This is a genomic window from Paenibacillus sp. alder61 (assembly GCF_020179875.1).
GTDB classification, from domain to species: Bacteria; Bacillota; Bacilli; order Paenibacillales; family Paenibacillaceae; genus Fontibacillus; species Fontibacillus faecis.
In genome coordinates, this window is record NZ_JAIUDG010000019.1 from 53,838 (window position 1) to 74,864 (window position 21,027).

14 protein-coding genes and 1 pseudogene are annotated in these 21,027 nt (G+C 49.9%); 7 read left to right on the plus strand and 8 right to left on the minus strand.

Annotated features, from left to right (window positions below):
- Window positions 1-54: 54 nt before the first annotated feature.
- Together LBW89_RS19575 and ppsA are read right to left on the minus strand one after the other, a co-directional pair.
- Window positions 55-1,293 carry an MFS transporter gene (locus LBW89_RS19575; protein WP_412067018.1) on the minus strand — a complete coding sequence of 413 codons (1,239 nt, stop codon included), beginning with the start codon at window positions 1,291-1,293 and terminating at the stop codon, window positions 55-57.
- 151 nt (window positions 1,294-1,444) lie between these two features.
- Complete coding sequence (ppsA, locus tag LBW89_RS19580) at window positions 1,445-4,045, minus strand: phosphoenolpyruvate synthase (protein ID WP_225039939.1); 2,601 nt, start codon at window positions 4,043-4,045, stop codon at window positions 1,445-1,447.
- A 570-nt stretch (window positions 4,046-4,615) separates the two neighbouring features.
- Between ppsA and LBW89_RS19585 the strand changes: the two genes are divergently transcribed.
- The 6 genes from LBW89_RS19585 to LBW89_RS19610 all read left to right on the plus strand — a co-directional run bounded on the left by LBW89_RS19585 (window position 4,616) and on the right by LBW89_RS19610 (window position 13,823).
- A complete protein-coding gene (locus LBW89_RS19585; RefSeq protein ID WP_225039941.1) occupies window positions 4,616-8,137 on the plus strand; it encodes an S-layer homology domain-containing protein in 3,522 nt (1,173 codons plus the stop codon).
- A gap of 144 nt (window positions 8,138-8,281) precedes the next feature.
- Window positions 8,282-9,631, plus strand: coding sequence for a sodium-dependent transporter (locus LBW89_RS19590; protein ID WP_225039944.1), 1,350 nt, complete (start codon window positions 8,282-8,284; stop codon window positions 9,629-9,631).
- Between the two features lie 187 nt (window positions 9,632-9,818).
- A complete protein-coding gene (locus tag LBW89_RS19595) occupies window positions 9,819-11,354 on the plus strand; it encodes a spore germination protein (RefSeq protein WP_225039946.1) in 1,536 nt (511 codons plus the stop codon).
- Window positions 11,351-12,535, plus strand: coding sequence for a Ger(x)C family spore germination protein (locus LBW89_RS19600; RefSeq protein WP_225039948.1), 1,185 nt, complete (start codon window positions 11,351-11,353; stop codon window positions 12,533-12,535). Before LBW89_RS19595 ends, LBW89_RS19600 begins: the two co-directional genes overlap by 4 nt.
- Window positions 12,532-12,729, plus strand: a complete 198-nt coding sequence (locus LBW89_RS19605) for a hypothetical protein (RefSeq protein ID WP_170287195.1) — start codon at window positions 12,532-12,534, stop codon at window positions 12,727-12,729. The genes LBW89_RS19600 and LBW89_RS19605 overlap by 4 nt, the downstream gene beginning before the upstream one ends.
- Before the next feature lie 11 nt (window positions 12,730-12,740).
- Complete coding sequence (locus LBW89_RS19610; protein ID WP_170287196.1) at window positions 12,741-13,823, plus strand: GerAB/ArcD/ProY family transporter; 1,083 nt, start codon at window positions 12,741-12,743, stop codon at window positions 13,821-13,823.
- Window positions 13,824-13,836: 13 nt separating this feature from the next.
- Here LBW89_RS19610 and LBW89_RS19615 read toward each other — a convergent pair whose 3' ends face one another.
- The 3 genes from LBW89_RS19615 to LBW89_RS19625 form a co-directional block, all read right to left on the minus strand.
- Window positions 13,837-14,601, minus strand: a complete 765-nt coding sequence (locus tag LBW89_RS19615; protein ID WP_148457680.1) for a TerC family protein — start codon at window positions 14,599-14,601, stop codon at window positions 13,837-13,839.
- Between the two features lie 189 nt (window positions 14,602-14,790).
- The gene (locus LBW89_RS19620) at window positions 14,791-16,422 is read right to left on the minus strand and encodes a catalase (protein ID WP_148457681.1); all 1,632 of its coding nucleotides are present in this window, start codon (window positions 16,420-16,422) and stop codon (window positions 14,791-14,793) included.
- 145 nt (window positions 16,423-16,567) lie between these two features.
- The gene (locus LBW89_RS19625) at window positions 16,568-18,547 is read right to left on the minus strand and encodes a stalk domain-containing protein (protein ID WP_225039950.1); all 1,980 of its coding nucleotides are present in this window, start codon (window positions 18,545-18,547) and stop codon (window positions 16,568-16,570) included.
- A 229-nt stretch (window positions 18,548-18,776) separates the two neighbouring features.
- Between LBW89_RS19625 and LBW89_RS19630 the strand changes: the two are divergent.
- Window positions 18,777-19,003 (plus strand): annotated as a pseudogene (locus LBW89_RS19630) (IS1595 family transposase); the annotation flags it as partial.
- A 33-nt stretch (window positions 19,004-19,036) separates the two neighbouring features.
- Here LBW89_RS19630 and LBW89_RS19635 read toward each other — a convergent pair.
- The 3 genes from LBW89_RS19635 to LBW89_RS19645 all read right to left on the minus strand — a co-directional run bounded on the left by LBW89_RS19635 (window position 19,037) and on the right by LBW89_RS19645 (window position 20,968).
- Window positions 19,037-19,483 carry a DinB family protein gene (locus LBW89_RS19635; RefSeq protein ID WP_018885565.1) on the minus strand — a complete coding sequence of 149 codons (447 nt, stop codon included), beginning with the start codon at window positions 19,481-19,483 and terminating at the stop codon, window positions 19,037-19,039.
- A 73-nt stretch (window positions 19,484-19,556) separates the two neighbouring features.
- Window positions 19,557-19,997, minus strand: a complete 441-nt coding sequence (locus LBW89_RS19640; RefSeq protein ID WP_211373381.1) for a 2-hydroxyacid dehydrogenase — start codon at window positions 19,995-19,997, stop codon at window positions 19,557-19,559.
- Between the two features lie 50 nt (window positions 19,998-20,047).
- Window positions 20,048-20,968 carry a VanZ family protein gene (locus LBW89_RS19645; protein ID WP_318249416.1) on the minus strand — a complete coding sequence of 307 codons (921 nt, stop codon included), beginning with the start codon at window positions 20,966-20,968 and terminating at the stop codon, window positions 20,048-20,050.
- Window positions 20,969-21,027: the final 59 nt, after the last annotated feature.

A 21,027-nucleotide genomic window follows, 5' to 3' on the forward strand; every position in this document is an offset into this window, starting at 1 on the left:
ATGTAAATCTATTAAAATTAAAAATTTATATTTTTTCGACCGTTGAATTCGTGTTTAGATGACCTCTTTTCGCTTATACAAATGCACATATAAAATAAGTCCGGTTATTGTGCATAATGCCGCACATAATCCAATGAAGCCGTACCCGGCTTGAAGTCCGCGAAGCAGACTTGTGGACGAATCCTCCCCCGCCATACGTTTGACGAGCTCGGTGATTCCTCCTATGAGGTAATTGCCTATGACACTGCCTAATCCCATCAATGTTACCGTGAGCGTAATCGCCGCATCGCTGCCCTTCGGATATCTCTTCGCAATGAAAGCCATCACTGTGGGATAAATCATCGCAATACCTATACCGGAAGCCGCAAACAGAAACGCGACGCTCTCACCGCCGAATATTGCAATAAACGTACATAGTGCCGAGGCCCCTGAAAAGATAATGAGGGATACTACAAAGCCTATTCGATCTGTAAGCGGGCCAAGGAATAGCCGGGCCAGGGCAAAACATAGGAAAAAAACGGATAACATCCCGGAAGCATTAACGGTATTCCATCCATAAGCTTTTTCCAGAAAATTGACGAGCCAACCGCCGACGGCCAATTCGGATACCACCCCGAACGTAAGCACCAGCACCATCAACCAAATTACGCGATCTTTCAGCAGTTCCTTGAACGGGATACGATCTTCGTGCGGGATATCGTCTCCCGGGAACGTACTGAACAAAGCAATTACAACCGGGATAACGGACAGGAGCAGCACCACCATGTACATCCCGCGCCAATCCAGCGTATGGCCGCCGATCGTCACCTGCATCAAGCCGGTTGCAAGCAGCGGAGCAACCGTTGAACTTAAGCCATAGAACCCATGCGTCATATTCATCATCATTCCCGTGTTTCTCACGAAAATCCGCGCGCTCAGGATAGCCAAACCGATTTCCAGCATCCCGTTGCCGATATACATCAGGAAATACGAAGCCGAGAACATCGGGTAATAATGGGAGAAGAAAATGAGGATACCGGAAACCGCCATCGAGACGAACGCGGTAACAGTGACCCACTTGATCCCCCATATTTTGGTCAAATAAGCGGTAAAAGAACAAGCTAACAAGTAACCCAAGGCGTTCAGGGATAACAAAGTACCCAGTTGCGCTTCACTAAGCATAAAATCAAATTGAATGCGCGGGATGGCCGGTCCTTTAATATTTTCCGAGAATCCGAAAATGACAAATCCGATAAAAATGGTTGCTAACTGCATGGCGTATATTTTATTGAACTTGCTTTTCCTGTTTTCCACGCTTTATGTGCTCCTAACATGTGATTTTTCCAGAGCTTTGAAGGCTCACCTCCCTTTTTTTCATAAGGTTAACTTTAAGGTTAACTTTCTTAACTTTATCCTTTCCTGGAGGATCAGGCAATCATTACGTATGATCCGGCTGCCTTGTTGTTTACAATATTTCGATATACCCTTCCGTTCCATTCACGCGAATTCGTTGCCCGTCTTGGATCAGTTTGGTCGCATTCTCCACTCCGACAACGGCCGGCAGGCCATACTCACGTGCGATGACGGCGCCATGAGTCATCAGCCCGCCAACTTCGGTGACCAGGCCTTTTATGGATACAAACAAGGGCGTCCAGCTAGGATCCGTAAAGGAGGTGACTAATATGTCCCCAGCTTCCAGCTTGGCGTCTTCCATGTTTAAGATGACGCGCGCTCGTCCTTCTATGACTCCGGAAGAAACAGCCAGACCCGGAATGGCATCGCTGGGGAGATGCTCCCGATTGTACTCGCCTGTAATGATTTCGCCATCCGAAGTAATAACGCGCGGCGGAGTTAATTTTTCATATAATTTGTACTCGTCTTTTCGCTTGCTAATGATCCGGTCATCCAATTGTTGGGTGCGTACGACTTCATGAAGCTCCTCAAAAGTCAGATAGTAGATATCTTCTTTCTCACGAATCACGCCGACTTGCGCGAGTCGCTCGGCTTCTTTCAGCAATGCCTGCTTATAAACGAAGTAGCGGCTAATATACCCGTACTTGGGATACTCCCTATACCCGATGAAATTCCGAATGAGATCGATCCTTCGTTTGGTTTCTTTCGCCTTTTGTTCGCCATCCGGCAATGCCTTCAATCGCTCCAAGAGCTCTTGTTCTTTGGCCAAAGCTTCCTTGCGACCTTGCTCGAATTTTCGACTACCGGCGTTGGGCTCAAAGTTTTTGATGTTGCCAAGAATCATCGGGACAAGCGTGATCGGTTTTTCGCTCCAGCGAGTTCTTGTAATATCGATCTCACCGGTACACCGCATCCCGTATTTGTCGAGAAAACCATAGATGGCGTCACGGGTTTCCCGTCCGCCTTTAAACTTAACCAGTTCATCCAAAAAGTCATCCTCTGTTGCCTGTTCCAAATAAGCAATGACTTCCGGATACGGGCGAATCACGTCCGCCACATCCAATAACGCCAATCCCATTTCCGAAGTAATATTGTTCGGTACGGATTGAGAAAGCGTGTCCGCTGCGTTTTTTTCGCCCAACCATTTGTACATGTGCTCATTGATCCATGCTGAAGCCTCCATCGCAGTCATAAATACGGCCGTACTTTGCGGATCGAACAAAATCTTCTTTAATTGCTGCTGGATATCTTCCAGGATAAAATCAAACAAATCCGATCCCGATTTCGCTTGGATGGTTTGTTTTAACTCTTCGATCGAGGCTTGACTCCGCTTCATCAAATCGGAAACGATCGTCGGGTCGTTCTCGAATTTCGCAGGCAAATCCGCATTCCTTCGGCCCGGGACCGGTGCGGTTTGATCAGTCGGTACCAATTTTATAAAATCTCGCTCGATGATCGTCATGAGTGCGCCTTTTATGAGCGGATCGGATTGGCCGAGGTTATTGACTAAAGTTTCTCTACCGGCAGGTGAGGCCAGCATAGGCGCAACGTCGACGAACAACCTCCCGCCGGCTTTACGCATGGGTGCGGGTGTAATTAACAGGTAAAAAGACAATCCCAAGGGTCTAATGGGATCGGTCATCATTTGTTGATGAGCAACGGATAGATAGACGTGATTCTCTTGATCCTTCGCTTCAGGAATCGGGTATAAAGTCGTGATCGGCCGACTCTGGACCATGTAAAAAGTATCTTGGGCCATACACCATTCGATATCTTGCGGCTGGCCGAAATAGGCTTCAATCTGTCTTCCGATACGTGCCAGCTGTAAAATTTGCTCGTCCGTAAGGCTTTGCGTCTTTTGCCGGCCGGGATCGATCTGCCGGGTCTCCGTGCCGCCTTCTTTTCGTCCATAGATTGCCATTTTTTTAACGGCTATTCTCTTCTCGACGATTTGCTCATCCCGTACTTTATAACCATCGGCGGAGACCAAGCCCGAGACCAACGCTTCTCCAAGTCCGAAACCGGCATCGATGGATAGCACCTTTCGGTTTCCGGTCATGGGATCGGCGGTAAATAAAATCCCCGACGCCTGCGGAAAAACCATCTTTTGAATGACGACGGCTAAATAAACTTGACGGTGGTCAAATCCGTTTTGCATTCGGTAGATCACCGCACGATCCGTAAATAGGGAAGCCCAACATTGGCGGATATGCTGTAAAATGGCTTCTTTGCCGATAATGTTTAAATAGCTGTCTTGTTGACCGGCAAAAGAGGCGTGCGGCAAATCTTCGGCGGTCGCGCTGGAACGGACGGCATAAGCATGTTCCTCACCCAGGCGGGAGAGATATAGCGTAACTCCTTTAACAACATCGGATGGGATTTCCGCTTCCATCAGCGTTTCCCTGATCTTCCTGCTGATTTCACCAATTTGCTCTCGATCTTCTTCTTTTAGCGTGGCTAGTCGATTCAATAACGCATGATACATTTCATTATGTTCGATGGCTTGTCGATATCCCGCGGTTGTGACACAAAATCCTTCCGGAACGCATATTCCTTGGATGTTGGATAGTTCCCCCAAATTCAACCCTTTTCCTCCGACGAGCGAATGCTGTGTCTTATCCATTTCCTGAAAGCCTAGAACAAGAGAACTCATTGAACATCTCTCCTAACCATCGATTTGAGAAAAAAACAGTTGACACAAGTTTGCCGCCATGATACTATAAAGATGTAAGATGCGATACTTATGACAATAAGACATAAAAAACTTGCGTTCTGATTATAACATCGAGTTTTCTTATATGCAATCCACAAACCTGATAAACCATCAGGTTTTTTTATTTTCCACTCCCCTATCTCTTTATTTGATCTCCCCTACCTTTTCTAAGTGCATCCGATCTTGACCGATGGCCGCCGCTATGCCTGCGATTCGACTGTTTCGATGACGGCGCCAGATATGCAAGCTCTAGTAAGAAATGCCTGCAGATTTGCATCTTTTTAGGAGTTAGAAGAGTCGGAAAATGCGCCAGGCCTTTGATCTCCGAATGGTTCAATATAATTTTTCTCCTACTACGATGTCTGAAGGGGCACTAGTCCCTCCCCCTCCCTTTGCGAACTCTTCACCGCCTCTTTTTCCATCAAATTTGAAACAAAGACGGAACATTTAGTTTGCTTAAACATACTATAATTTTTTTCAGTTACGGTTTACATAAAAGGGGAGTGTTAAATGAAGAGACGCAAATCAACGATGGCAATCCTGCTTGCCGGCCTCATCCTCATAGGGCAGATAGGGCTATACGGCATACCTGCTCTTGCCGGTTCCCATGCGGACCCTCAAGGGGCTGTACCGCCGATGGAGAACGGCTGGGTGCTGCTGTCCGCACCGGAGCAGCTGGCCTACATTAACCGGAATCAAGAGCAATATCTGGACAAGCAAATCCGCCTGGTCAACGACATCGACCTAACCGGAGTGACCTGGGTTCCGTTCGGCGGCAATGACTTTGCTCCATTCAGCGGAATCTTCGATGGGCAGGGTCATACGATTACGGGTCTGAACATTGAGGGCGATACCCGGCTTAACGTCGGTTTCTTCGGGGAAGCCAACGGCAGCATTCGCAACCTTAGTCTCAAGGTGAACATAACCGGCGGCTCCATTACAGGCGGAGTGGCGGGTTACCTGTCGGGTGGCAGTATCGTGGGAGCGTATACGGAAGGTAATGTGACCAGCCTTGTACCCCGCGACCCAAATAAAGTGACCTCTACCGGCGGGATCACCGGGATATTGGGACATGCAAGGATCGAGCGTTCCTCTTCGTCCGCTTCCGTCACCGCCAGCTGGGGTTTTAACATGTATGGCGGAGGCATTTCCGGCTACGTTTTTGGCGCCTCCATCCTCGACTCCTTTTTTACAGGACAGATCCGCAACGTGGCCGATGCTGGTAACTCTCATGTATACACGTCCGGAATAGGCGCCTACTTTTCCGGCACACCGGGGAATGAAAATACCGTCAGGAACACGTATTCCCGCGGACGGATTCATCCGGAGAATCCGGGCTGGTATACAGGCAGGTCCGCGATCGCAGGCTATACGAACACAACCGGCATATACAGTTCTTACTTCGATAAAGAAACTTCAATGGTTAGTGTAGGCGTGGACAGCACTTATAATTCTGGTCCGCTCGAAGCCGCAGGGTTGACGACCGCCGAGATGAAGCAGCGGGTTAATTATATCGGTTGGGATTTCGAACACACCTGGAATATCCATGCCAACGTCAACGACGGTTATCCGTATTTGCGGCCTCGGGTGCTAACCGAGGAGATCCCTTTTGCGGTGCAGGGCGAGCCTTACTCATTGATGCTGGCTGGCTTCGACGGAACGCACGCCGGTTTGACCTGGAGCGCCACAGGCCTTCCCGATGGCCTGAATCTTAACCCCTCGGGAGAGATCCACGGTACGCCGACTTCCGCTCTTTCCGGCAACTCGAGTTATGATGTTATCATTACAGCGACCGATGAAGGCGGAGCAACAGTAGTGCGTTCATTTCAGCTTGATCTAAAAACGATGGCTCCCCCGCTCGAAAACGTCTCGGTGCAGCCTGGTGCGGAGATCGGTACGACGGCTATCACGGTAACACCGCTGCAAACCGGCGCTACCTTGGCCTTTGTTCTGGACCGGACGGACGCGGAACCTCCGTTGTACGAAGATACGTTACCGCCGGACGCCGTATATTATGTACCCGGTTCGGATATTCCCGGTATGCAACCGGGGCAAACCGTTGACTTGTACGAAATAGATGCCCGACAGCGCATTAAGGCCTGGCATCGCTTGATCCTTGAGGCGGACCATATCCGACAGTTTATCCCGGTCAACGGCATTTGGGTTGAACCGTCGGATCTCACGCTCATGGTTGGTGATGAACCGGTCAAGCTTAACCTGATCCTGGAGCCGGAGACAGCCACCAATAAAGAAGTAACATGGGTGTCCGCCGATCCGGCCGTAGCCGAGGTTAATAATCTGAACGGCGAAGTGCTGCCTGTAAAACCTGGGCAAACCGTTATTACAGCCACTGCTTCGAGCGGCTTGACGGCAAAAGCCGCCATTACGGTCCAACCCGCTACGGGAAGCGTAACAGGTGCCGTGTACAGCACCGTGAGCAGTTCTGTCTATGACAAAGAGCTGATCCCGCTGGCGGGGGCATCGGTATCCATAGGCGGGGGCAGCGTATTAACAAATATTCAAGGTGACTTCAAACTTGATGAGGTTCCCGTTGGACCGCAGACATTGACCATAGAGGCTTCGGGGTTTGCTCCTTTTGTGCAGCGTTTGGATGTTCAGGCTAATCAAATTTTGGATACGGGGATCATTGTGCTTGCTGCCGACAAGACCCCCGAGCCTGAACCACAGCCTGACCCGGAACCGCACGAGCCTTCCCCATCATCTCCTCCGGAGCCGGGGACCAATGCTGCTTCGGGTCGTTCCGCACCCGCCGCTGAGAGCAACGCCCGTTCGTCATTAGCGCAGTTAACCATCAACCATTCCAAGGTCTGGGTTGCCGCGTCGCGGGAGACTACAACCGACGGACAGACCGCTATTCGTCTAAAGCCGGACGCCTCTGCACTGGCTCGGGTTTTCACGGCGAATCATGAAGTGCTTATGGAATATCAGGCCGACGATACGCCCGCCGTATATCTTGACCTGCCGGGGAAATTTTTGGTGGATATGCTGAAACGGGCGGATACAATTGAATCCGGTTATTCCATCACGTTCAAAGTGAACGGTACCGGCTTTCAACTGCCATTACATTGGCTAAACGGGAGCAGGCCCGCGTTAGATCCCGACAGCGTAGTCACCATCGGGGTCCGTCAACCCGCACCAACTATAGTAGGCAATCTAAGTGCCGTGCTTGCCCAGCGGGGAGCGAAGCTAATAGAAAGTCCCGTCGCTTTCTCGGTTGAAATCAATGGGCAGCCGACAGAAGAAAGTATCCCAAACGGACAAGCGAACAGGTATTGGAATAAGACGATCGCCCTCCCCGCTTCAGCGGATCCGGTAAAGTCTACAGTTGTATGGGTGGACGGCCAGGGCGGGATGCATTTTACTCCATCGGTATTCCACAATGATCCGAGTGAAGCGACGATTTATTCGCAGCAATATGGCCTGTTTGCAGTTATTTCGTCCCAGCACACCTTTGAGGATATCGCAGGACATTGGGCCAAAGACGAGATTGAACTGATGGCTAATAAATGGATCGTACAAGGCAGAAGCGACGGTTTCTTCTCTCCGGATGCCCATATGACACGTGCCGAATTGGCTGCGCTGCTGGTACGCTCGCTGGGTCTGACGGATTCCGTGGCAAAGAAAGGCAGCCCGTTTGCCGACATTTCCCCCGATGCCTGGTATGCCGGAGCTGTTCGCACGGCCCTGGAAAGAGGCCTCTTTACCGGGGATCACGACGGGATGTTCAGGCCGGATGCGTGGATCACACGCGAGGAGTTGGCGGTCGTCGTCGCCCGTGCGCTGAGCTTCAATGCAAGGGCACCGCAACCGAATTCTGCGGCACTGGGAGCCTTTTCCGATGCAAACACCATTTCCGCTTGGGCTGCCGAGCCCGTGGCGAAGCTTACGGAGTCCGGTCTCCTTCAAGGTACCTCAGCAGCTTGCTTTTCACCAAGGAAGTATGCAACCCGCGCGGAGAGTGCCGTCATGCTAAAACGGATGCTGCAATATTTGAAGTTCATCAACAGCTAGTCGAATAAAGTACAGGTTTATAAAAAATGACGCATCGGATCGGTCGATTCGATGCGTTCTATTTTTTGCAATAATTTCATATCCCTTTCCGTCGAAATATGCAATATAATAATAGGATACAAAATTTAAACTGGGGGAAGCTTTATGACATCATCGCAACACAACCCAGTAGAGGGAAAAAACGATCGTTTTTCCTCATCTGGGTTCATATTGGCCGCCATCGGAAGTTCCGTAGGTTTGGGCAATATGTGGAAATTTCCTTATATTACGGGTGAGAACGGAGGTGCCGCGTTCTTTCTGCTGTTCATCGTCTGCTTGATCCTGATCGGCCTGCCTCTGCTTTTGGCCGAACTGGCTATTGGACGTTCCGGAAGAGGCAGTGCGGCTACGTCCTTCGTAAAAGCCGGCGGCTCCAAAGTATTCGGTCGCCTCGGTCTGCTGCAGGTCATTGCGCCTTTCCTGATTCTGACCTTTTACGTGATCGTTGCCGGCTGGACGCTTCATTATGCCGTGCAATCTTTCAGCGGTGCCCTTTACAGCAACTCCGACTATAGCGGACAATTCGGCGCGTTTACCCAAGGCTACATGCCGATCGTTTGGCAGGCAGTGGCGATTCTGATCACCGGATGGGTTGTCGGCAAAGGCATTTCCGGAGGTATCGAAAAATTCAACAAAGTACTGATTCCCGGTATGATCATCCTTCTGATCGTATTGATGATCCGTGCCGTTACCTTGCCGGGAGCCGGAGCTGGCGTATCCTTTTTTCTCCAGCCCGATTTCTCGAAATTAAGCCCGAATGCGGCATTGGTAGCCCTGGGACATGCCTTCTTCTCCCTGTCGCTCGGGATGGGTATTCTGCTTACCTATGGAGCTTACGTGGACAAGCGTCAGTCCCTTGGAGCGGCTACGCTTGCGATCGGAGCCGGGGACTTGATATATGCGTTCATCGCGGGGCTTATCATATTCCCGACAACCGCTTCTTTCGGCATTCAGCCCGACGCGGGTCCCTCCCTCGTCTTCATGGCGCTTCCCGCCGCATTCTCGGCGATGCCGCTCGGAGCATTCTTCGGCGGACTGTTCTTCGTACTGTTGGCGATAGCGGCGTTAACTTCCGCGGTATCGCTGCTTGAAGTACCGGTGTCCTTCGCCATGGATCGTTGGGGCTGGGGACGGGTGAAGTCGGTAGTACTGATCAGCGTCTTGGTGCTGCTGGTCGGACTCCCTTCGGCCTTCTCCTTTGGAATCACGCCGGCTCTAACGGATATGGGCGGGAAAAGCTTCTTTGACTGGCTTGATTTCATCACATCGAATATTCTGCTGCCGGTAGGCGGGCTCATAACGACCGTGTTTGTGGGATATTTCTGGAAGAACGCTGCGGAAGCCGCAGGGCTTAAAGCGGGCTGGTTCCGGGTGTGGTTGTTCATGGTCCGGTATATCGCTCCGGTTCTCGTGTTCCTGGTGTTGCTGCACACCACCGGAATTCTTAAATTGTAGAAAAAACAAAGGCAATCTTCAGGTGGTGCGTCACCGTGAAGATTGCCTTTTTTATTGTTTTTTTCATTTTACCTTTTTCCCCCAAGAAACAGCGCATAAATAAATTCCTGCTGTGGCAAACTTTGGTTGTCGATGATGCGGAATTCAAACAGCGCTTATGAGCCGGGTTAACGGGGGAAGATCCAGGATGTCCAATAAAGAAGCCGCCATACCGACGGGGAAACTCGTCCTCGAATTGGATCGCAACGTTCAAACGCTGCAGGACGTATTCACCGATTGTGCCGATGTGATCTTTCGGCAACTAACCGTGGTGAACGGAACGAAAGCGTGCCTTATCTATATCGGCGGATTAGTGGAAACGAAGGAATTGAGTGATAATGCCCTTCGCCCGTTCATTGAAGCCTCCACCGCTCTCGGGGACGAGTCGTCTCCGGCGAAGCTTCTGAGTGAAAGTCTTCTCTCTGTTCCGTCCTCCACCACCTTCACGCGGTTGGCCGATATCGTCAGCGAGCTAACGGAAGGCAGCGCCGTTCTGTTGATGGATCAATGCGCCGAAGCGGTTATCGTTCGCGTCAAGGGTGGCTCGAGACGATCTGTCGAGCAGTCGACGACGGAAGTAAGCATCCGCGGTCCGAAAGAAGCGTTTACGGAGGATATTCAAAAAAATACCGCCCTCCTCCGCTTCAAAATGAAAACGCCTCAGCTAAAGATGGTATCGGCCCTCGTTGGGGAGCAAACCAAAACGACGGTGTATGTCGCTTATTTAAAAGATGTGGCCGATGAGCAAATCGTTCAAAAAGTGTTGGAGCGCATTCGGGCCATTCAAATCGACGGCGTCCTTGAAAGCGGGTATATCGAAGAGTTTATCGAAGATCATCCCTTTTCCCCCTTTCCGCAGCTTCAGTACACGGAACGGCCGGATACCGCCGCGGCGATGCTGCTGGAAGGACGCGTGATCGTTCTGGTCGACGGTACACCGTTTGTCCTGTCGGGGCCAATCACCTTTTGGCAGTTGATGCATTCTAGCGAAGATTACTATGAACGTTATTTTATCGGGAATTTGTTGCGATGGCTTCGTTACAGTTTCTTATTCGTTGCGCTGTATTTGCCCGCTCTGTATATTGCCGTGACGACGTTCCATCAAGACATGTTGCCTACCAGCTTAGTGTTCAGCATCGCAGCGGCACGGGAAGCGATTCCTTTCCCCGCCCTGATCGAGGCGCTGATTATGGAAATTTCGTTCGAAGCGCTGCGGGAAGCGGGCATTCGGTTACCGAAAGTCATCGGACAAGCAGTCAGCATATTAGGAGCATTGGTGATCGGACAATCCGCCGTGGAAGCGGGAATCGTGTCCGCGCCGGTGGTGATCGTCGTTTCTTTAACGGGTATCGCTTCGTTTACGATTCCTAGGTTCAATTTGGCGATTACTGTACGGATGCTTCGATTTCCGTTGATGCTGCTTGCCAGCATGTTTGGAGTTTATGGCGTCGTCATGGGGACGGTTTGGACGGTGATCCATCTGTGCGGACTGACCTCTCTTGGTGTACCGTACCTCACCGGGGTCGCGCCATTCCGCAAGGGAGATCAGAAAGATATTCTCATTCGCGCCCCTTGGTGGGCAATGAGCCGGCGTCCGTCCTTTTCGTCGCGTAACCGTAATCGGATGAAGAACGGAAGGCTCTCGCAAGGCGGTGATTCAAAGGATGGTGGAAAGTCTCCATGAAAAAAATAGGTATCTCGATCGTTTGTCTGGTGCTGCTGGCCGGTTGTTGGGATCGGAAAGAAATCAACGACGTTGCCTTTATCGTTGGCTCCGCCATCGATATGGAAGATGGAGGCTATCGCAGTACGATGCAGATTGCAGCGGTCGGACAAATGGGAGGTCCGCAGGGCGGCGGCGGAAGTTCGGGTTCGAAAGCATGGCACGTAGAATCCGCCTTTGGCCGGACGATCCACACCACAAGGGAGGCGGAACAGAAGCATCTTTCGCGGATTCTCCACTTCTCCCACCGCCGGGTGCTGATCGTCAGTGATTCGCTTGCTCGGCAAGGCGTCATTCCTCTATTCGATTCGATTTTCCGGTTTCCCCAAAACCGGTTGAGTTCGTTCCCGCTCATTGCGATGGGCGAAGCCAAGGAAGTGCTCACCGCGGAAGCTCCGCTCGAGAGAACCCCTGCGGAAATGATTCGTGAACTTGCTCAAATGGCCACGCTTGAACCGATCAACATGCGAATCTTTGTGTATTCCCTGTTGACCGAAGGGATTGACCCGATCGTTCCGGCGATCCGTAAAATTCCGGCGGCGGCGAATTTGAAAAAGGACCAAAAGACTACCGTTGAGTTGGCGGGCATTGCTGTATTCAAACACGATAAATTAGCGACCATACTGGAGGACCGCTTAGCTACCGGTTTATTGTTGGCGATGGGTCAAGCGCGGAATCCGGCGATCGAAGTAATGGTTCCAGGAGAGGAACGAAATAGAAGAGCGATTGTTCTTCAGATTAGTAAGTCCGAGTCGCAAATTAGACCTAAGCTCAAGAACGGCCGGATCGAAATGGACCTTTCGTTGACCATGACGGCGAACCTTGCCGAAAATACGTCCGATTATGATTCGACGGACTACCGTTGGCGCGCCTTGTTGGAGCGTGCGGCGGAGCAACGGGTAACGCGGTTGGTCGAAGACGCCGTCGCCGCCTTGCAAAAGCATAAATCGGATGCTTTAGGCTTCGGAGACGCTGTGCACCGGCGTTACCGAAGCCACTGGGCCCGCCTGCGCGATCGCTGGGAGGAATCCGAATTTCCCCAAATCAAAGTTACAGTCAAGTCTGACGTTAATATGGAGAATGACGGAGCGTTGATTCGATCGCTCGACCGAAAATCAAAGGAGTTGAAGCCTTCCTCATGAAAGATTTTGCCCCGGTCGTCGTCTTGATTGTCCTTGCTCTCGTTTCGGAGTGGAAAGGATATAAATCCGCCGTCGCGGCGAACCGGTGGTTTGCCGCGGCTCTATATACAGCAAGCATTCTAATCTGGGTATGGATGACGAGCCGCCCCGATCTCCCGCGACCGGGGAATTGGATAGACGGTATCTTTCGTTAGGGGGTTGCCGGATGCAACAAAACGTTTCCAAGCTGCAAACGAATATGATCGCCGTGCTCTTTATGGTGTCCATTGGGATCAAACATCCGCCTGTTCCGATGATTCTTGCGGCACGGCAGGATGCCTGGATGGGATACATTGTAGCGGGAATCGCCGTCCTCCTTCCCCTGTGGCTGATGGACGCTGTGCAGCGGCGTTTCCCGGATGTTTCGCTGGTTGAAGCCATGATTTCACGGCGGCCTTGGGTCGGTAAAGGCGTTCTTCTCCTTTACGGATTTGTTTTTTTCTTTACCATTTCGCACGACATCCGTTTTCTGGTCAGTTTGCTTAGTGTTTACCTGCTCCCGATGACCCCCTTGTTCGTCCTTGCCGGTACCGCCGTCTTTACGGCCGTGCTTTTTGTCAAAAGCGGCATCGTCGTAACGGCTAGAGCGAGCGTTATTCTGGGGCCCCCATTCGTGGTTATGGTGTTTTTCCTTCCGGCGCTTTTGACGGGGCAAGCCCGCTTGGCTTTTTTAAGCCCCGTGCTGGAGCGGCCGCTCGGCGTCGCGGAAGCGTCCTTATATGCTTTCGGTCATTTTGCCGAGTTGATGCTGATCCCGTTGTTATTCGGACAACGGACCTTCCGCCTTGCCGAAATATTGCCTGGCATCGCCGTCGGAATCGCCGTCACGACCATTATGATTTTAGGTGAATTGGTGCTGTTCGGACCCGACCTCACGACGATGTTTTGGGATCCGCCGTATGAACTGATCCGGCAACTCCGGGTTACCGATTTCCTGGATCGGCTCGATATGGTGATCGCAGCGGCGTGGATGCCTACGGCGCTGCTTAAAATCGGGATCACCCTTTATTTTTTGTGCCAAGTCGCATGCTTAATCGTACCGAATTTGAACGCTAAGCTGGCCGCTGCTCCCGTCGGCATATTGGCTCTCGTTTGTTCCATGTGGTTCTTCGATTCGGCCGTGCAGTTGGGCGAGTTAACGGAGAGCCGTCCTATCCTGTTCGGGGTCTTCGCACTATTCGTACCGCTACTGCTATTCGTGGTGCTCCGGCCCAAGAAAACGAAGAACAAAGTACTGCACAGAAAGTAATCCGCGACTTTTATTAATATTTCGACTTTTTACTGAACGGAGCAAACCACCCAAGAAGTGCAATCAGAACCAAAACCCCATAGAAAATAAGTGTCCAAGATGTACTGTGCGGGAAATGCGGATCCAATATTCCAATATCTTCATGGGCGAGAGTAATTACGGTAAGCTTGACCCCCACCCAGGCAACGATGGCATAGGCTGTCGTCTCCAGAGAGGGGCGCTGCTCCAGCAATTTCACAAACCATGTAGCCGCAAACTTGATCAGAATTAATCCGGCAATGCCGCCAAGGACGATCACAATGAACTGTCCTCCGTCCATTCCTCCAAACTCCCCCAGTGGAGAGTCCGGCAGCCCCAAGGCGAGTGCTACCGCCGCGAGAATGGAGTCGATGGCAAAGGCCAGATCCGCAAAGGCGATCTTCCCGACAGTAGGCCAAAAACCTTTGCTGGCGGGTGGTTCTGCCGCTTCAGCATGCAGCGGCTCCGCATCTTTACTTTTGCGCGCTTTAATGATGTGTTTTAACCCGAGATATAAAAGATAAATTGCCCCTATCGCTTGTACTTGCCAAACATTGGCTATAAAGGAAATGGCAAAAAGAGCGGCGAACCTAAAAACAAACGCCATAAGGATTCCGTAATTTATCGCTCTTTTTCTTTGTTCAACCGATAAGTGTTTTGCAATAACCGCCAATACAAGCGCATTATCCGCCGACAACAAACCTTCCAACCCAATCAGAATAAGTAAAGCCCACACATATTGCAGCCAAAATGTGTCCAATCACCAGCGCTCCTTTCGTTCGCCTGCTCCCTTCGCCAACTATAGGCTTAAGGAAAAGATGTGTGATGCTCCTAATCGTCATTTATTATTTGATATTGCTCTTCGCATTATCACACAAAATTGAAAAAGGGTCCCCGGGGACACCAGAGACCGGAAAACGGTTATTTCATTCGGTATCGTACGTTTGATTTAATACGGGTCAGCTTTATGGCTTTGCTTGACTGCTTCCTCCGCCGCCTTGGTCGCCGCACGTGGCCCTTGGCCAAATTTCGATTGACCCGCTTCTCGACCGGGAACTTGGTGCTCTCTCTTCATTTCTTCAGTTATCTTAGCGATACCCTCCTTCACCCGACGACCATAATCTTCATCGGCTTGGGTAAAGTGATGGATCATCGCCTCCTGAATTCGTTGATCGCAAACCGCAAGGGCTTCCGATAAGTTTTTAATCAATTCATTACGTTCCCAATCTTCAAAACTGCGATAGGTATGACCGGCTTGGCCGTAGTTGTTGGGACGGTCGATCGGAGCGCTCATGACCGCCGCGTGATACATCGGTTGATGCGGTATCCGATCTTCTTTGCTCGCCTCTTGATATCCTCCCACCATGGAAGGCTCATAGTTGATATGCGGGTTTTCACCGGACTCCTTAGGGTCCCGAATATCCATTTGCCCGCGATGCTGGTTCGTGCGTACAGGTACTTTCGGCGCATTTACCGGCAGCTTCAGGTAGTTTGCGCCAATACGGTAACGCTGCGTATCGGAGTATGAGAAGGTGCGCCCCTGCAGCATTTTATCGTCCGAAAAATCCATCCCGTCGACAAGAACCCCCGTACCGAAAGCGGCTTGCTCAATCTCCGCGTGAAAATCGACAGGATTCCGGTTCAACACCATACGACCCACCGGCAACCAGGGGAACTTGTCCTCCGGCCACAGTTTGGTATCGTCAAGAGGATCAAAATCCAGCTCAGAATGGTAATCATCTTCCATTATCTGGACAAAAAGCTCCCATTCCGGATATTCTCCCCGCTCAATGGCCTCATATAAATCTTGCGTCGCATGCCCCACGTTCTTGGCTTGAATGCTTGCGGCCTCTTCTTGCGTTAAATTGCGAATTCCCTGTTTGGGCTCCCAGTGATACTTCACCAACACCGCGTCGCCCTTGTCATTTACCCATTTGTAGGTGTTAACGCCAGAACCTTGCATGTGCCGGTATGTTGCCGGGATCCCCCAAGGTGAGAAAAGAAAAGTGATCATATGCGTGGCTTCAGGCGTACGGGAAACGAAATCAAACATACGCTGGGGGTTGGGCACATTCGAAGCCGGATCCGCTTTAAACGCGTGAATCATATCCGGGAATTTCATCGCATCGCGAATAAAGAAAATCTTCAGATTGTTTCCAACGAGATCCCAGTTCCCGTCTTCCGTATACATTTTCACGGCAAACCCCCGTGGGTCCCGCGCGGTTTCCGGGGAGTCCTTCGCTCCTGCGACGGTGGAAAACCGGACCATGAGAGGCGTCCTCTTCCCTGCGCCCGAAAAAACTTTGGCACGCGTATATTTCTCGACCGGTTCATCCCCTACTTTTCCGTAAGTTTCGAAATATCCAAACGCCCCGGTTCCGCGGGCATGTACCACACGCTCGGGGATCTCCTCCCGATCAAAATGGGAGATTTTTTCTATGAAGTGGTAATTTTCAAGTGTGGCGGGACCGCGATTCCCGACAGTACGAATATTTTGGTTATCCGTCACGGGATGACCCTGCCGAGTTGTTAATGTTTCGCGTTTTACATCTTGCTCATTTGAAGAATTTCCTTCAGCCAATGTAAATTCCTCCCTATAAGGTGTTTTACCTATTTTGCCCAATAAGCAGCGTCATCATAAGTACACCATCGGCAGCGCTCCCGATCAAAAGAAACGCGACAACCGGGGAATGGCTGGTGCTCTTCTTTTTTACATTTTAAGTATATCAGTTAATAATGACCTTCACTTTGCCATTAACGAATGCGACGGTATCGAAATTGGCGTATACCCAGGTTTCGATGGTTTTGCCGTCCGCCTGAGTCGCACTTTTACCAGCGGGCTCTCCCCAGGAAAGGAGCACCTGCTCTTTCGTCATGCCTAGAGCGATATGCCCTGCTTTAATTTGGTTCCAGACGGAAGAGGACCATTGATACTTCTTATAGGGATCAAAATTAAAGAAGGCCGTTCTGTTACTGAGCAACTCCGCTACATGACCAGAGGTCATAGAGTAGCTTTTCAGCGTTTTGCCGGTTGCGGTTTTAAATACGATGACGAAACTTCCTGTATCATCGGGCAGAATATCCGTAACCGTTACTTTCATAAAACGGTCCCACCCTTGGAAATAATTAACCCAATAGCTTTTCCCGACATAATTAGCCAAACTGCCCTGCATCGCTTTCTTGACCAAAGCGGCCGTTTCTGTCGATACAACCGTCATATTGGCAGACCCAATAGAAATATTCGCCTCTTGCCACTGACTATCCCACTTAACTGTCGCTCCCAGAGCCTCCGTTAACAAGGAAGTTGGAATGAGCGTCTCGCCCTTCTCGGTTATGGGGGCAGCCTTTAGTTGAATATTCCCTTCGTTCAACTTGGCACTCTTTTCATTCGCTTTAAAAAACAGCGAGACAGCACCAACCTTAGCCTCAAGCCCGCCGCCGGAGGAAGCGACCGTACCGCCCAACGCCTGAACAACCGCTTTTGCGGGAACGTATACGGTTCCTCCGACAACCTTGGCGTATTTTAAGTTATTTCGCAAGCTGGCCGAAACCGTTACCGTTTTCGAAAGGCCGCTTGAGTTTACGGTGACGTTAGATTCGCCCACGCCAAGCACTTTAAGGCTTCCGTCCGATTCAACCCGAAGCAAGTGAGGATGATCGACTGTAACATTTGTAGAATCGCCTTTCACTTTGATGTCAGCCCCGTTCGTGTAATGCTCTTGAATATCCACCGAAATCTTGTCACCTACGAACGGGTTGGCTTCCGATACCGAAACATTCAAAGCGCTCACCCGCGGGGCATCCACCGGTTTTATCTCGCCTTCTTCATACAAAAGCCAGCTGCCGTCACTGCGCTGCGCGTAAAAATGGTCCATGTCCGAGAACACGGACGTTCTGACGATCTGGCTTAACCCCGGGTATTGCTCGGTCAGTTTTATCCGGTCCCGGTAATCTCCCGTCGCCCACACCGTGCCGTCCTTGCGCGTAACGATCATCGCATCCAGGGAGCGCCCTTGTCTGCTTTTGGCAAACGTGATATGAATCGCATCATCCGTTACGGTAAAGGGGATCGGTTTGCCGTTGTCATCAAAATCGAAAGTTTGATAAAGTACTACCTTGCCGTTGTTATATAGCAGTGCAGCGCGCTCATCATAAACGGCAATTCCCGTCACAGCCGACGGATCGGGTACCGTTCCGACCTTGTGGAACACGTACGCTTGGTATGAATCTTGAAAGTAAAGTTCCCCACTCGACGACAAAGCCGCAAAAAAACGATCTCCGTAACCGATATGCTCGATATTCTCGAGGCCTTTCATTTTGCCCTTGCTGGTCCAGACCGTTCCATCCTCTTTTAGCCAATAATAGCCCGCGACCTGCTTTAGTCCCGTTTGACCTTCCACCGCGCGTGGACTGAGGCCCATATCCCATTCGATCAGCTTACCGTCCCGGGTAACCCCCAAACCGGCATACCTGGAAGTCTCGGAAATCGAAGCGACATTACCGGGGGTCAGCACCTTCCCTTTTCCATCAATCATCAAAGTCCACATGCTGCCATCATCCATCAGAATGGCATTGTCGTATGCAATATCTTTGATTTGCTGCCCTCCCTCAGCTGCCGCATCGGCCATGTTCGGTCCCCAGATGCCCTGCCCTAAAACCAGCATTAAGCCGATCGTCAGGATGAAATTCAATGCTTTTTTCATCATTTGTCCCTCTCTCAATTGAACTTTTCACGACCTTATAAATTTCCCCAAAAATAGACATAATTCCTTCTGTGTCGGGTAAGGAAAATTGGTCGGATAAGTGCCATAAGCCCTAAGCCCGATTCGAAATCTGACGCTAAAGAAAAAAGCCGCGGTTTCCGCGACTTTGCTAGGGTGTGATCGAATGCTTTTTTAATAAAATGGCTTTGCTAAACTTTGTTGTTGATATTCGATAGCGCATGTCACCTTGTTTTATTGGCGGCATAAGATTCTCTCTGCTTTAAAGCAGATTCCAACCGATGCGTTTCAAGATACTGTTGAAATGGACGTGACTTATTTCTTGTTCTCTGAAAAAGGTAGACGTAACATCACCGAACGCAAGCCACGTAACGTGGAGGTAAAGCTAATTATCGTGGTATAAGCCACGATCAAGTGTGCGTACTGGTTACCAAACTTCGGATTTCTGCTTATTCTTGGTAAGCTAACTGGCAGTTATGTACTAAAAATTTGTTCGAGATGGTGTTCCAAGTGCTCAACATAGTCTTTTATAAGCCACTCTAACGTAACAAGTTTTTCTTCACCAATGTCGCATAAATACAGCAACTTGTCTTCAGGAATGTTTGCAATGACTTCAGCCACTTGCTTATTCAACATAACCCATAGAGCCAAAATATGATCAATACTTAGGTTTTGGTAGTTCATGAGTTCCACCCAATGATTCTGGGCGTATTTTAACACTGAGTAAGGTTGAGATTCATATTGAGAACGCACAAATCGTTGTAAATTAGTAAGTGCGGAGTCACACAGATGCCCTAATATTTCCTTTTTTGACCAACTGTTTGGTCGGGTTCGAATAGAAAAATCGAGTTCAGAATAAGTATGGATTCTGGATGGAACATCCGTAATCCTAAAATTAAGATGTTGTAAGATAGCTTCCATGGTATTTCCTCCAATTTGTTTTATAGATTGTACCAACACTGATTAAGCTTGCTTTCAGGTTCTTCACCGTTTTTTATATGGTTCTGTTTTTTAAAGCAGCTATTAAGTCATTTTCATTGACAATCCCGCCACGAGCCGTATTGATAAAAAGTGCGGTATTCTTCATCTTTTTGAATACTTCTTGATCAATCAGCTGTTTGGTTTGCGGATTCAGTGACGCATGTACAGTGACTACATCTGATGCACTTACAAGATTATCGAAATCCGTCATTTGAACATAGCTGTCAGGTTGTACACCGGCTTGTCTAGCATGAACCAGCACATTCATATCAAAAACCATGAAACTATCCAGGTAGGGTATGTTTTTATAATAAGACAACATCAGCGCCATCACATGCTCGGCCACTGCCTGCGCATTCACTCCTGCAGCATTGGCTGCCCAAATACCGAGTTGCGTGCATGCATCAATATCTACTTTATCATACCCTGCACCCGTTTGTAATTGGTGTAAAATGGCCTACTATAAGAATTTTCATGATGAAGCCACCTCCCATTTCTTTGCTCTTACTCCCAGAAATATTTCATCTCTTTATAGCCGATATCCCACACTTTTTCATTTCCCTCCACGGTGATCTTAAGCTCGTCCGCCTGTTCGAAAAACCATTCGAAACGATTCGGCGCATGGCCTTGAATATCTGCGGAATTGGACAGGATTTGCTGACCGTCTACCACGACGCTTATACTTCCTTTAAAATTGCCTTGATCGGGAATTCCGTACTGCATAGAAAAATAAAGCTCCTTATTCTTCAACTTATAGGTGTAGGTTTTCGCTTCTTCTCCTTCGGCGCTGTATACATTGAATTGAGGCGTAATCTCTTGACCGCCTATTTTAAAATGATAGGGTTTTGTGTTCTTCGCCGCATGACCGAGGCTATCGTCCAATTCGCTCAACGCCACAAACGGACCTTCTTGTTTGGTGAGAACCGAATCGATGGCGCTGCCGATTCCCCACACTCCGATCAGGAGGATGACGGTGGAAAGGCCTGTCACGGCAATTTTCCGCCACATGCCGGTTGCGCGTCTTCCCAATGCGTAAGCTCCGAACCCGATCGCCGCGCCGGATGAATTTTGCAAGACATCGTTAATATCGAAGCTGCCGAGCAAAGTAAACGCCTGTATGGTTTCGATGACGAGAATCGACAGGATAAACCCGGCAAGGAATCGAACGAATCTAATCGGATAGAGCAAGGGAACCAGGATGCCGAAAGGGATGAATGCTGCGGTATTTCCAATACTTACAAGATCCATCAGGGTAGGGTGTAGGAGATCTGACGGATTCGGCAGCTTTAAGAAATTTTCGGGCAAAAAAATAAAAGTGTAGCTCGTCGCTTCGGAACTTGCCCGGTCGAACGCGAAAAACATACAATAAAGAACAAAACAGGTATAGAGTAGAGTTGCGGCTAAAATCGCCTTGCGTTGTTTCAACAAAATCAGCTCCTATTTTTTTCCCACTCAGCTTCCTATAATCCGTCCAAAATAAGACA